We start from the raw sequence: 12,793 nt of genomic DNA, 5'->3' as shown, positions 1-12,793 counted from the left end.
CCGGTGTGGCAGGTGAACGACGACTCCGCGGAAAGAATGCGAGATCGGGCCGCGTACCGGTACGGCTGGTCGGGCTGCTGATCCTCGGGATCTTCATCGTCGGCTACTGCGGCTTTCATCTCATCACCGACGACGTGACCTGCGGCCGCCAGTCGATGGCGGCGGGCGACCGCTGTGTCACGACCGCCGACGGTGACGGCGAGTCCCTCGTGACCGAGGACGATCTCGCGCAGCTGCCGCAACGTCCGGTCGATCTCGACGACTTCGCCCCGGATCCGGCACTCGACGACGTGTACGCACAGATCCGCTCGGTACCTACGTCGATGGGCCGCTCTCGCGACGAACAGGCCGCGCACAATGACCAGAACATGTGGGTGGCCACCGGAGTCGGCGCGATCGCCACGATCGGTGCGGCCACCGGCCTGCTGATCATCCACGCACGACGCAGCTGAAACGAGCTGCTGTCGGCCACGACAGCGGCCTCCCACGTCGATGGGCCAATGTCTCCGCCTCACCCGGGAACATCAGTCGCTGATGCGCTCCCACGTCCATGCGGTCGCCGCGTCGCCACCGAGGACACCCAACGCCTCCACGCCCACCTGGGCCGCCCGCGCAGCGTCCGCCGCCGGGAACAGCCGGACGAAGTTGTCGGACTGATACTCGTACAGGCCCTGCGGCGGACTCCATCCGAGTTGGATCAGTCGGGCATCCTGCTCCGCCGTGATCTCGCGATACGCATGGCCGACACACTCGGCCGCAATTCGGACGTCATCGAGACGTCGGAACTGCACGTAACGCACCGATGTCGCGGGCCGCGAGCGAAGCCTGCCGAGCAGACCGCCTTTTCGGGCCGACGAGTCGCCGGGCGGATCCGGCTCGCTCACCACCAGGGCGTCACCGGCGCCCAACCTCGCGAGTTCGTCCTCCAGACCAGCCCGTACGGGTATCCACGCGTCGTCCATTGTCCCGTTGTACCGCGAGGACCACGGCAGGTGGGGGATACGGCGGTGGTGGGTGAGCCGTGCGGGTCAGTGCGTCAGGGCACCACGTTGACCATGCGGCCGGGCACCACGATCACCTTGCGTGGCTCACCGTCGAGCAGGGGAGCGATCTTCTCGTCGGCGAGAGCTGCGGCACGCACGGTCGCCTCGTCGGCGTCGGCGGCAACCGTGATGCGGCTGCGCACCTTGCCCTTCACCTGGATCGGGATCTCGACGGTGTCCTCCACGAGCCATTGCTCGTCGGCCGTCGGGAACGGCCCGCGCGCCAGCAGGGTCTCGTGGCCGAGGCGCTGCCACAGTTCCTCGGCGATGTGCGGGGCCAGCGGCGCCAGCATGATCACCAGCGGCTCGACGGCAGCTCGCGGCGCACCCGACTTCTCGAAGTTCTTCGTCAGATGATTGGTCAGCACGGTCAGCTTCGCCACCGCGGTGTTGTTGCGCAACTCCGAATAGTCGTCGCGCACACCGGCGATCGTCTTGTTCAGCAGACGCTTGGTGTCGTCGTCGAGGTCGTCGTCGGAGCAGCGTACCGCCCCCGACTCCTCGTCGACGACCAGTCGCCAGATGCGCTGCAGGAAGCGCTGTGATCCGACGACGTCTTTGGTCGCCCACGGCCGCGACTGATCGAGCGGCCCCATGAACATCTCGTAGACGCGCAGCGTGTCGGCGCCGTAATCACGGCAGATGTCGTCGGGTGCAACGGAGTTCTTGAGCGACTTGCCCATCTTTCCGTATTCCTGATGCACCTGCTCGCCGTCGAAGAAGAACTGTCCGTCTCGCTCCTCGACCTCGTCGGCAGGCACGTAGACCCCACGCGAATCGGTGTAGGCATACGCCTGGATCATGCCCTGGTTGAACAGCTTCCGGTAGGGCTCGCGGCTCGTCACGTAGCCCAGGTCGAAGAGGACCTTGTGCCAGAACCGCGAATACAGCAGGTGCAGCACGGCATGCTCGACGCCGCCGATGTAGAGGTCCAGACCGCCGGGATCGTCGGGTCCGTGTTCGGCGGGGCGCGGACCCATCCAGTACGCCTCGTTCTCCTTGGCGCAGAACGTGTCCTCGTTGGTCGGGTCGATGTAGCGCAGCTGGTACCACGAGCTGCCGGCCCACTGGGGCATGACGTTCGCGTCGCGCGTGTAGGTCTTCACCCCGTCACCCAGGTCGAGTTCGACGGTCATCCAGTCGGTGGCCTTGGCCAACGGCGGCGACGGCTCACTGTCGGCGTCGTCGGGGTCGAAGGAGACCGGCGCATAATCTTCGACCTCGGGGAGTTCCACCGGCAGAAGCGATTCCGGCAGCGGATGGGCCTGGCCGTCGGCGTCGTAGACGATGGGGAAGGGTTCACCCCAGTAGCGCTGCCGGGCGAACAGCCAGTCGCGCAACTTGTACTGGATGGTGCCGGTCCCCACGCCGTGGCCCTCCAGCCACTCGATCATCGCCGCCTTGGCGTCGTCGACCTGAAGGCCGTCGAGGAAGTCGGAGTTCACCGCGGGCCCGTCCCCGACGTACGCGTCGGTCTCGATGCCCTGATCGGACCCGATCACCTCACGGATCGGCAGCCCGAACACGGTGGCGAACTCGTAGTCGCGACCGTCGTGGGCGGGCACGGCCATGATCGCACCGGTGCCGTAGCCCATCAGCACATAATCGGCGATGAACACCGGGACCTGTTCCCCGTTCACCGGATTCGTCGCGAACGTACCGGTGAACACACCGGTCTTCTCCTTGTTCTCCTGGCGTTCGAGATCGGACTTCGCGGCGATCGCGGCGCGGTAGGCCTTGATCGCGTCTGCCGGATTCTCCGCGCCGCCGGTCCACCGGTCGTCGGTACCCTCCGGCCACGCGGTAGCGGTCAGCTCCTCGACGAGCGGGTGCTCGGGAGCGAGGACCATGTAGGTCGCACCGAAGAGGGTGTCGGGCCGGGTGGTGAACACCTCGATGGTCACCGACGAGCCGTCGACACCGTCGGCCGACAACCCCGGCACCGGGAACGCGACCTGCGCTCCCCGCGAGCGACCGATCCAGTTGCGCTGCATCGTCTTGACCTTGTCCGGCCAGTCCAGCAGATCCAGGTCGTCGAGGAGCCGATCGGAGTACGCGGTGATGCGCATCATCCATTGCCGCAGATGCTTGCGGAACACCGGGAAATTGCCGCGGTCGCTGCGCCCGTCGGCGGTCACCTCTTCGTTGGCCAGCACGGTGCCCAGTCCGGGACACCAGTTGACCAACGAATCGCTCTGGTACACAAGCCGATACCCGTCGAGCACGTCCTTGCGTTCGGCGGCCGAGAGCGCCGACCATTTCCTGCCGTCGTCGAGAGTGCGTGCACCCGAATCGAATTCGTCGACCAGCTCGGACATCCGCCGCGCCTTGCGCTGGTCGGTGTCGTACCAGGCGTTGTAGATCTGCAGGAAGATCCACTGCGTCCAGCGATAGAAGTCGACGTCGGTGGTCGCCACCCGACGCCGCTCGTCGTGGCCGAGCCCGAGACGACGGATCTGCTCGAGATAGCGCTCGATGTTGGCCTCGGTGGTGGTGCGGGGATGTGTCCCGGTCTGCACCGCGTACTGCTCGGCGGGCAGGCCGAAGGAATCGAAGCCCATCGTGTGCAGGACGTTGCGACCGGTCATCCGCTGATACCGCGCGAACACGTCGCTGGCGATGAATCCGAGCGGGTGACCGACATGCAGACCGGAGCCCGACGGGTAGGGGAACATGTCCTGGACGAAGAGCTTCGCCGAGGCATCGGGTGCGCCACCGCCGAACGGGGTCAGGTCACCGGCGAGCGGACCCACCGGATTGGGGGCCTCGTACGCATGCTGGTTCGCCCAGTTCCGCTGCCACCGGGTCTCGATCTCGCCGGCGAGCTCTGCGGTGTAACGGTGTCCGGGCACCGTGGCGGGCGAAGAATCAGCTGAAGTCACCCGACCAGCGTAAATCGTCCGTTTCCACAGCTGGTCAACGGGCGTGGTCTGTACCTCGACGAGCAGAGGACGAGCAGAGTGTGAATCGAGTGTGAGCAAGTCCTGCCGACGCTGATTCGGCTCATCACCGCAGTCGGTCGTATCGTTGTCGCTGTGAGTGCCCTGCCTGTCGTCGTCGCCGTCCTCGTCTTCGTGCTGGCCGCGGTGTGGGCGACGGTAGGTGTACTGGGATTGACCGGCCGTCTGCCCCGCAACCGTTGGTTGGGTGTGCGTGCTGATGAGTCCATGCGCTCTGACCAGGCGTTTGTCGCCGCGAACCGCGTCGCTGCGCCCGGCATGTTGGCTGCTGCGGGCATTCTCGTCCTGGCCGGCGTCCTGACACTCGGCGTGGGCGGCTACTGGTCGCTGGTGTTCGCCGTGGTCGGGGTCGTCGCGGGTCTGTTCGTGGTGGGCGTGGTGAGCGCCTACGGCGTCCGGGCGGCCGGCGCGGTACCCGCCGACGACGGCGGCTGCTCGTGCTGCTCATCACACGACCACGAGGAGTCGTCACCGGCGGCGACGTCGGCCTCCGACGCCGCCGACCACGCTGCCGACTGCGGCACCTCCAGCTGCGGCGCGTGCTCGCTGCGCGGCATCTGTTCGAACGAATCCGCGCAGGCCTGAGCCTTCGTGATCAACCCCCTCGCGGTCGGTCGTGACCTGCTGAACCGGTCACCCATCGACGGATTCATCCTGGCCATCGTGGCAGCCGTGGTTGTCGCCGCCTTCCTGCCCGCACGCGGTGACGCCGCCGAGGTCCTCGACTGGGTCGTGACCATCGCCATCGCCCTGCTGTTCTTCCTCTACGGCACGCGACTGCATCCGCGTGAGGCGCTCGACGGGCTCAAACACTGGCGACTGCACACCACGATCCTCGCCTTCACGTTCGTGCTGTTCCCCATCGTCGGCCTGGCGATCAAGCCGATCGTCGAGCCGATCATCGGCAACGACCTCTACAGCGGACTGCTGTACCTGTGCCTGGTGCCGTCGACGGTGCAGTCGTCGATCGCGTTCACCTCGATCGCTCGGGGCAATGTGCCCGGTGCCATCGTCAGCGCATCCGCGTCGAACATCCTCGGCGTCTTCCTCACCCCGCTGCTCGTGGTGGCGTTGATGACCACCAGCAGCGGCATCCAGATCGACGCGTCGTCGGTCCTGAAGATCGTCGCGCAGATCCTGGTCCCGTTCATCATCGGGCAGCTGGCCCGACCGTGGGTGGGTGGATTCTTCGGTCGGCATGCGAAGGCGACGAAGTATGCCGACCGAAGCTCGATCGTGCTCGTGGTCTACTCCGCGTTCAGTGAGGGTGTCCGCGAGGGCATCTGGTCGATCGTCGACGTGGGTCAGATCATCGCCGTCTCGGTGATATCGCTCATCTTCGTCGTGGTGATGTTGGTGGTCACCCACTGGATACCGCAGCGACTCGGATTCGACCGTGCCGACACCATCGCCATCCAGTTCTGCGGCACCAAGAAGAGCCTGGCCACCGGACTGCCCATGGCGACAGTTCTTTTCGCCGGGTCCACCGTCGGCCTCATCGTGTTGCCGTTGATGATCTTCCATCAGATCCAGCTGATCCTGTGTTCGTGGCTGGCCGGCCGCTACGGGCGCGAGTTCGATGCCGCCGAGGCGCCTGCCCCGTCGTGAGCGGGGGAGCGGCTGCATTCAGTCCACTATCAGGAAACCACGTTCGCTAAACTGCGTGGCATGACTGCCGATGGTGCCAACACGGTCCGCGACACCGGTGATCCGGCCCCGGTGCATCGCGAGGTGCTCGGTGATCCACCGACCGGGGGAGACCTGGAGGCCGCCATCGCGCGACAGGTGCGACTCCTGCGGCGCAACGCCGGCCTGTCGGTCGCCGACATGGCCGCCAAGGTCGGTATCTCCAAGGCCATGTTGTCGAAGATCGAAAACGCCCAGACCTCCTGCAGTCTCTCCACTCTGGCTCGTCTCGCCGCAGGCCTCGACGTCCCGGTGACCTCGCTGTTCCGGGGCGCCGACGTGGAACGCGAGGCCGTCTACACCGAGTCGGGGAAGGGTGCGGTGATCGTCGGACGAGGTACCCGCGTCGGCCATCACTACGAGTTGCTCGGTTCACTACGCGGACAGCACAAACGCCTCGAACCCGTCCTCGTCACATTGACCGACGACAGCGAGGTGTTTCCTCGCTTTCAACATCCGGGCACCGAACTGCTGCACATGCTCGAAGGCGTGATGGTCTACGGGCACGGCAACGCCGAGTACACGCTGCGCCCGGGCGACAGTTTGCTGCTCGACGGCGAGGGCATCCACGGTCCGCACGATCTGGTGCGGTTGCCGATCCGCTTCCTCGCCGTGACCGCATATCCGGACAACCACACCGGTGAGTGATCGACGGTGACACCGAGTAGCGGAACACCGAAGGCCGACAACACACCGTCACGTTGGCAACGACGACTGGACGCCATCGCCCGTGGCGAGCAGGTCCGACCGCCGTTCGCCGAAACCCTGCACATGCCCGGCATCCACGAGTGGGGACCCGGCTTCGTGGTCAGCCATGTCGAGATCACCCCGTCGGTCTTCAACTCCGGCGGCAGTGTGTTCGGCGGTTACCTCGCGTGCGTGGCCGACCAGGTGGCAAGTCAGGCAGTGTATTCCGTCCTCGACGACGACCACTCGTTGCGCACCGTCTCACTGCAGACCGAATACCTCCGGCCGGTTCCCGCAGGACTACTGGTGGTGACCGCTCGGGTCCGCACCAAGCAGCGCACACTGGCCCGCGTCCAGGTCGAGATGACCGTTGACGACGAGATCCATTGCGAGGCACGCGCACTGGTGATGCTGCGCCCGACAGCCCACGACCTGGAAGCGAATCACGCTACCGGCGCAGCGGCTTCGACACCGGCAGGTTCACGAAACTCGGCCGTGTCGGATCCAACTGGATGTGCTGGGGCTTGAGCTGTGATTCGTTGAGCAACGGACGCAACGGGAGCCCACGGGGGAGATTCATCGCGAACACGTCCACACGCAGCCGGTGCCCGGGTTTGAGGATGGCCTCGGTGGGCAGGAGCCCGATGTCGACGCCCACCGCGCGCCCTGGTGTCACGGGCTGTCGCGTCGACAGGGTGAGCTTGTAGAACGGGTCGATCACATCGCCGTTCGGCGCGAACTGCGACTGCGCACGGTCGTAGCCACGCAACGACGCCATCACCTGGCCGGAACTGATCACCTTCGAGGTCCCGTCCGGGGCAACGTCGTTGAGCGTCGCCGTCCAATACCCGTCGGTGGCGTCGAGCACGGTGTTGAGGTGCACGTTGGTGTACCCGGAGATACTGCGAGCGGTCGACACCGGGGCAGTGGTGAAGCTCAGGGCGTTGCGTTCGGAGATGCGGGCGTCCTTGGCGCAGAACGGGAACAGGGCGGTGGCGCCTGCGGTCTGCTGGGCCGAGTCCCGCGAGCACAGCGTGAGCAGACCCGGCGAGATCGTCATCCGACCCCGCGATCCGGAGGGCGCTGCGGTGAGGCTTCCGTCGCGTACCGCATGTGCAGCCGTGCCGGTGCGCCGATCACCCAGATACAACCGTTGCCTGGACATCCCCGCACGCGGGTACTGGTCCGCGGAGATCCAGTTGTCGCCGACCCGCTTGAGGTTCACCGGACCATAGGAATCCACTCCGTTGTCGATTCCCTTGAGCCACTTGTCGAACCAGGCCTTCTGAAGTGCATCGAGGCGCACCGGCGTTCCCGGTCGGCCCTGCCCGCCACCGATGGTCAGGTGATAGCCGTCGCCCATGATCAGTTGTTTGCGTCCGGGCGCGAGCGGGATGCGGTTGTACATCCGGACCTCGCTGTTGGTGAACAGATCGAACCAGCCGCCATAGATCAGCGTCGGTGTCGTGATCCGATCCGCGTGGTCGAGCCACGCCTTTCGAGGTTCGGAATCGGTCTCCAGCAATGCTTTCAGGTTGTCCGGAACAGACGGGACATCCGGTGTCAGAAGCGCGGCGAACAACTGCGGATAGAAGGTCAGCGGGTCGGAGATGCGGTCCGCCAACCACTTCCAGTCGAATGTGCCGTTCAGCATCGAGGCCACGTTGGGAACCATCTTGGTGGTGTTCACCAGCGACAGCCACATCGGCAGGAAGCCGACGCCGAGCGCGCCGCCCGGTGCCACGATGTCGCGGATCAGATCGCCGCCCGGCTCCACGGGGAAGATGGCCTTGAGCGCCTCCGGGTTCTTGTTGGCCGCCTGGATCTGGTTGATCGCCGAATACGACACCCCGGACATGCCGACCTTGCCGTTCGACCAGCGTTGTCGTGCGGCCCAGTCGATCACCTCGACCGTGTCGGTCTGCTCGCGGCTCTGGAAGACGTCCCAGACGCCCTGTGAGAAACCCGTGCCGCGCACGTCGACGACCACCTGCGTGTACCCGCTGCGCACCAGGTCGTAATCCACCATGAAGGTGCGCGCGCCGCCGTCGTGCAGTGTCTGCGCGATGTCGGTGATGCCGTCGATCGGGGTGCCGTGCAGATTGATCGCACCGGCGATCTGCATGAACAACGGTTCGAGGACCGGGTGCTGCATGATCGCCGATCCGAGCGCGGTGACGAGTTTGGTGTAGGGCGTCATGTTCACGATGACCGGTTTGCGTTCGCCCGCCGCGCGCCCCTTGCCATCGGCAGGCCGATAGACGTTGGCGCGCAACACCGTTCCGTCACTCATCCGGATCGGGACGTCCCAGCTCACCGACACACCGGGATAGGGGTGGGCCCCGTCATGCGAGGCCACCCAGCGGGCGCCGGCCGCCCCACCGCTCGGCGGCATGGGTGCGGCACCCGCACTCGCCGGCAACAACAACACCGAGACTGTGGCCACCAGGGCCGCGAACATCATCCCCACCCGCACGACACCGATCCCCCATCCGTGTTGACCAAGCGTCAGTAAATTAGCAGAAACGGTGGCCTGCGTCACTCATCTGTTCACACGGAATTCGCCGACCCCCGGGTGCGCGACGGGTCAGTTGCGGCTGATGTCGATCGGATGCGTGGCGAGCAGCGGGGTGGGCCACGGTTGGCGACGCAGCACCGCACTCCAGAGATCGACGGTCGCCGGTGCCAGCAGATCGCGCGGCAGGGCAGAAGCCAGCATCCAGCTGTCCTGTTCGAGCTCGCCGTCGAGCTGGCCGATTCCCCAACCCGCGTATCCCGCGAACAACCGGATGCCCTCGAGCACCCCGTCGAGTTCGGACGGATCGGCGTCGAGATCGACGAGCACCACGCGGCCGTCGACGGGCCGCAGTGCGTCGAGCCCGTCGATGTCGGCACCAGGCTTCACGACACCGAGACACATCGCCGAATCCTGTTTGACGGGACCGCCGACGAACAACGCCTGCGGGGACGCCGACAGATCCGTCCACTGCGGCAACAGGTTGTGCACCGCGGTCTGGCTCATCCGGTTCAGGATGACGCCCAGACTGCCTGCCTCGTTGTGCTCCATGACGTAGATGACCGTGCGGGCGAAGGTCGGCTCGATGAGGTCGGTGGAGGCGAGCAACAGGGTTCCGGGCCGGACGCGGCCGACCTGCGAGATGTCCGGACCAGCGTCTGGGACGCCCTCCGAGTAGAACTCGGGGGTCGGTTCCTCGGGATCGTCGCCGCCGGCCACGTCCCCATCATCGCATGTTCTCCCCGTCGAGGGTCGGTACTCTTGATCAGTGATGTCAGGGCCTTCTCACGGCACCCCCGGACTACGGGGATTTGTGCGTTCGCTCGGCCACTCACCCGGTCTCGGACGACTGCTCGCGGTCCGTCTGACCAGCCAGATCACCGACGGCGTCTTTCAGGCGGCGTTGTTCGCGTCGATTCTGTTCAATCCGGAGCGACACGCCGACCCGCTGGCCGTGGCCGGGGGACTGGCCGTGTTGTTGCTGCCGTATTCGTTGATCGGGCCGTTCGCGGGTGCCCTGCTCGACCACTGGGATCGCCGCAATGTGCTGGTGTACGCCAACATCATTCGCGCGACGATGATCGGTCTCGTCGCGGTCGCGATCGCCACCGGCGCCAGCGACACGATCGTGCTGATCGGTGCGCTCGCGGTGACCGGGGCCAGCCGCTTCGTGGCGTCCGGGCTGTCCGCGGGTCTGCCCCACGTCGCCCATCGCGACGTCATCGTCGGGACCAACGCGTTGTTCACCACGCTCGGTGCCGGCATGCTCGCCGTCGGTGCCGGGATCGCGGCCGTCCTGCGCGCGGTGTTCGGCCCCGACAACACCGGCAGCGCGATGACCACGCTCGGCGGCGTCGTCATCGCGCTCATCGCCGCGACCCTCGCGCATGGTTTCGCACACCTGCAACTCGGTCCCGACGAGCCGGACGACCCGGGGCGGTCTGCCGTGCACGCGGTCACCGTCGGATTGCTGCACGGCATACGTGCGGTCGCACATTCACCGACGGTGTCGGCGGCCCTGTCGGCGATCGGTGCACACCGCTTGGTGTTCGGCATGAACACGCTGATGCTGCTGGTCCTCACCAAACATGCGGGCTCGGGCGACGGTCTCGTCGGGATCGGTGTGGTCGCGGGTTTCACCGCAGGTGGTGCGTTCCTCGCGGCCGTGGTCACCCCCGTCGCGGTCGCACGGGCCGGCAGGCGTGCCACCCTCGTGGTGGCCCTACTCGTCGGCGCCATCGCCGAGATCTCCCTGTTGGGTCTGCACCCGATCGTCATCGGGATCGCGGCCTTCGTGCTCGGGCTGATCGGACAGGTCGCCAAGCTGTGCGGAGACGTGGCGATGCAGGTGGACATCGACGACGCGGTCCGCGGTCAGGTGTTCTCCGTGCAGGACGCGATCTTCAACATCGCCTACGTCGGTGCCGTCACCCTCGCGGCGGTGCTCGTCCCCACCGACGGACGTTCGGCGCTGCTGCCGGTGCTGGGCACCGTCCTGTATCTGATCGGTGCCGTGGTGGTGCGGCTGCTGCACACGCCGCCCGGCCCCGACCACGGATCCTTCAGCGACGATCGAATCGAGGCGAACGGTCGTCGAAGCTGACGTCGGCACGGCCGTCGCCGTTCTCGTCGACCAGCACCCGATCGAACTCCGAGTCGCCGTCCTCGTCGATGAACAACCGCTCGGCGACGGCCACCCCGGCACGCCGCGTCCCCACCACCTCGACGTCGGTGCGACCGTCTCCGTCGAGATCGGTCGAGCGGACCACGGTCGTCTCGGCGTCCTCGTCCCCGACCGTGGGTTCGGACTCCCGATGAGTCGGATCGGTGAGGCGGCCCGCAGGAGGCGGCACCTCGGGTGCGCCGGGCTGCGCGTATCCGTCGGGCGATCCTTCCGACGGTGACCCGAGGCCGACCGGCCGCTCGACCCGCTCACCCCACACCCCGGTGCCGTCGTCGCGGTAGAAGATCTCGGGCTCACCGTCGTCGTCGCGATCGAGCGCGGCGACGTCGGCACGACCGTCGGCGTCGGTATCCCACATCGCATCGTCACGTCGCCCGTCACCGTCGAAATCGAGACCGACCGCGTCCGGGTGTCGGTCCCCGTCGAGGTCGGTGTCGGCCGCCGAGATCCACGGTGTGGTGTGCCCGTCGCCGATCCCGAAGAGGTAGTGGATGTCGGAACCCATGATGGTTGGACGCTGCGCGCCACCCACCGGTTCCGCGGCGACCCCCTTTCCGCGCTGATCGGCACAAACCGGTAGGTTCAGGGCCTATGTACGTGAGCGAATTGGGCGAGCAGTTTCACCGTGCCCGCCTTCGCCCGGAGATTGTGCATCTCGACTCGGCGGCTGCCGGGCGTTCCTCGAATGCCGTGATCGGTGCGATCTCGGCTCATCTGTGGCGTGAGACCGAGCGCGGCTCCTACATCGCCGCCGACGACCGTGCCACCGAGATCGCCCGCGACAAACGCGACCTCGCCTCGCTGATCGGTCACACCTCCGACGAGTTGGCGTTCCGGGAGAGCGCACGCGCCGCGCTGCGCGCCCTGCTGACGTACTGGAACCTTCCCGTCACCACCACCGTGTGGGTGGCGAAGAACGAGTTCGGGCCCAACCTGGTCGAGTTCGAGCGCCGGGGTTTCGCGGTGCGGCCGCTGCCCGACGCCGACGTCGTCGGACACGTCGACACCGACGCCCTCGAGAACATGCTGCAGTTCGAGCAGCCCGACTTCATCCACATCTGCCACATCGGGTCGATGTCCGGTGTGGTCCAGCCCATCACCCGGATCGTCGAGATCGCCCACGCCGCCGACGTGCCGGTGGTCGTCGACATGGCGCAGTCCGCGGGCCACGTGCCGACCGTGACCGGTGCCGACGTCGTCTACGGGACGAGCCGCAAGTGGCTCACCGGTCCGCGCGGTGTCGGCTTCGTCGCGGTACGCAAGGACGCGCTTCGCCACGTCGAGGTGGAGACGTCGGAGGCGTTCGTGGCCGGACGCCTCGGCCTGGGTGTCGCCGTGTCCGAGGTGCTGTCCATCGGCCAGCAGCGCGTGTTCCGAGAACTCGCGGCGATCGGTCGTCACACCCGGGAACGGCTCGACGGTATCGGGAGTTGGGAAGTGCTCGAACCGATCGACGAACCGTCGGCGATCACCACCCTGGCACCGCCGCCGGGCTGGCAACCGTCGGATGTCGCGGCCGCTCGGGACAAACTGCTGTCCCTGGGCATCCTGGTGACCTGCGCCGACTCGTGGCGCGCACCGTTGGCCACCGAGCAGTCGGTGCTGCGGATCAGCCCGCACCTCGACGTCGAGCGTGCGGATCTCGATCGGCTCGCCGACGCGCTGCGCACGATGGGTTACTGACCCGGGACCACTCTCTCGTTCCGAATCGCGCAGC

General features: G+C 66.7%; 12 protein-coding genes. 7 read left to right on the top strand and 5 right to left on the bottom strand.

Annotation, left to right across the window (positions count from 1 at the left end; all coding sequences use genetic code 11):
• Nucleotides 1-5: 5 nt before the first annotated feature.
• Entirely contained in the window at nt 6-452 is a 447-nt protein-coding gene (locus AAFP35_RS04490) for a hypothetical protein (protein ID WP_419220345.1), read from the top strand.
• A 72-nt stretch (nt 453-524) separates the two neighbouring features.
• On the opposite strand, the gene AAFP35_RS04485 is transcribed toward AAFP35_RS04490, so the two are convergent.
• Entirely contained in the window at nt 525-962 is a 438-nt protein-coding gene (locus AAFP35_RS04485) for a TY-Chap domain-containing protein (protein ID WP_419220344.1), read from the bottom strand.
• Between the two features lie 74 nt (nt 963-1,036).
• On the bottom strand, nt 1,037-3,925 hold the full coding sequence (leuS, locus tag AAFP35_RS04480; RefSeq protein WP_419220343.1) for a leucine--tRNA ligase: 2,889 nt from the start codon (nt 3,923-3,925) through the stop codon (nt 1,037-1,039).
• Between the two features lie 153 nt (nt 3,926-4,078).
• On the opposite strand from leuS, the gene AAFP35_RS04475 reads away from it, so the two are divergent.
• The 4 genes from AAFP35_RS04475 to AAFP35_RS04460 are packed head-to-tail and all read left to right on the top strand — an operon-like array spanning nt 4,079 to nt 6,904.
• Entirely contained in the window at nt 4,079-4,588 is a 510-nt protein-coding gene (locus AAFP35_RS04475) for an SdpI family protein (RefSeq protein WP_419220342.1), read from the top strand.
• Nucleotides 4,589-4,594: 6 nt separating this feature from the next.
• Nucleotides 4,595-5,611 (top strand): bile acid:sodium symporter family protein, encoded by a 1,017-nt coding sequence (locus tag AAFP35_RS04470; RefSeq protein WP_419220341.1) that lies wholly within the window; start codon nt 4,595-4,597, stop codon nt 5,609-5,611.
• A 60-nt stretch (nt 5,612-5,671) separates the two neighbouring features.
• Nucleotides 5,672-6,337: a helix-turn-helix domain-containing protein gene (locus tag AAFP35_RS04465; RefSeq protein ID WP_419220340.1), complete on the top strand. Its 666-nt coding sequence runs from the start codon at nt 5,672-5,674 to the stop codon at nt 6,335-6,337.
• A gap of 6 nt (nt 6,338-6,343) precedes the next feature.
• Nucleotides 6,344-6,904 carry a PaaI family thioesterase gene (locus AAFP35_RS04460; RefSeq protein ID WP_419220339.1) on the top strand — a complete coding sequence of 187 codons (561 nt, stop codon included), beginning with the start codon at nt 6,344-6,346 and terminating at the stop codon, nt 6,902-6,904.
• Here the strand turns inward: AAFP35_RS04460 and AAFP35_RS04455 are convergent.
• Both AAFP35_RS04455 and AAFP35_RS04450 read right to left on the bottom strand, forming a co-directional pair.
• Entirely contained in the window at nt 6,825-8,840 is a 2,016-nt protein-coding gene (locus AAFP35_RS04455) for a CocE/NonD family hydrolase (RefSeq protein ID WP_419220452.1), read from the bottom strand. The two genes, AAFP35_RS04460 and AAFP35_RS04455, sit on opposite strands and share 80 nt — an antisense overlap.
• 123 nt (nt 8,841-8,963) lie before the next feature.
• On the bottom strand, nt 8,964-9,611 hold the full coding sequence (locus AAFP35_RS04450) for a YqgE/AlgH family protein (RefSeq protein ID WP_419220338.1): 648 nt from the start codon (nt 9,609-9,611) through the stop codon (nt 8,964-8,966).
• A gap of 52 nt (nt 9,612-9,663) precedes the next feature.
• On the opposite strand from AAFP35_RS04450, the gene AAFP35_RS04445 reads away from it, so the two are divergent.
• Entirely contained in the window at nt 9,664-10,995 is a 1,332-nt protein-coding gene (locus tag AAFP35_RS04445; protein WP_419220337.1) for an MFS transporter, read from the top strand.
• Here AAFP35_RS04445 and AAFP35_RS04440 read toward each other — a convergent pair.
• Nucleotides 10,955-11,581 carry a hypothetical protein gene (locus AAFP35_RS04440; RefSeq protein ID WP_419220336.1) on the bottom strand — a complete coding sequence of 209 codons (627 nt, stop codon included), beginning with the start codon at nt 11,579-11,581 and terminating at the stop codon, nt 10,955-10,957. The genes AAFP35_RS04445 and AAFP35_RS04440 overlap by 41 nt on opposite strands.
• An 86-nt stretch (nt 11,582-11,667) precedes the next feature.
• Here AAFP35_RS04440 and AAFP35_RS04435 point away from each other — a divergent pair, with 86 nt between their 5' ends.
• Nucleotides 11,668-12,759, top strand: coding sequence for an aminotransferase class V-fold PLP-dependent enzyme (locus AAFP35_RS04435; RefSeq protein ID WP_419220335.1), 1,092 nt, complete (start codon nt 11,668-11,670; stop codon nt 12,757-12,759).
• Nucleotides 12,760-12,793: the final 34 nt, after the last annotated feature.

Source organism: Gordonia sp. CPCC 206044, assembly GCF_048537895.1.
In the GTDB taxonomy this organism is placed as follows: domain Bacteria; phylum Actinomycetota; class Actinomycetes; order Mycobacteriales; family Mycobacteriaceae; genus Gordonia.
Note: the sequence above shows the minus strand (reverse complement) of the source record. Positions and strands in the feature narration are given on the sequence as shown.

Excerpts from the sequence above, each read along its gene's own strand:
- AAFP35_RS04435 (WP_419220335.1), top strand. The coding sequence starts at position 11,668 with ATGTACGTGAGCGAATTGGGCGAGCAGTTTCACCGTGCCCGCCTTCGC.
- AAFP35_RS04445 (WP_419220337.1), top strand. The coding sequence starts at position 9,664 with ATGTCAGGGCCTTCTCACGGCACCCCCGGACTACGGGGATTTGTGCGT.
- AAFP35_RS04455 (WP_419220452.1), bottom strand. The coding sequence starts at position 8,840 with ATGATGTTCGCGGCCCTGGTGGCCACAGTCTCGGTGTTGTTGTTGCCG.
- AAFP35_RS04440 (WP_419220336.1), bottom strand. The coding sequence starts at position 11,581 with ATGGGTTCCGACATCCACTACCTCTTCGGGATCGGCGACGGGCACACC.
- AAFP35_RS04465 (WP_419220340.1), top strand. The coding sequence starts at position 5,672 with ATGACTGCCGATGGTGCCAACACGGTCCGCGACACCGGTGATCCGGCC.
- AAFP35_RS04485 (WP_419220344.1), bottom strand. The coding sequence starts at position 962 with ATGGACGACGCGTGGATACCCGTACGGGCTGGTCTGGAGGACGAACTC.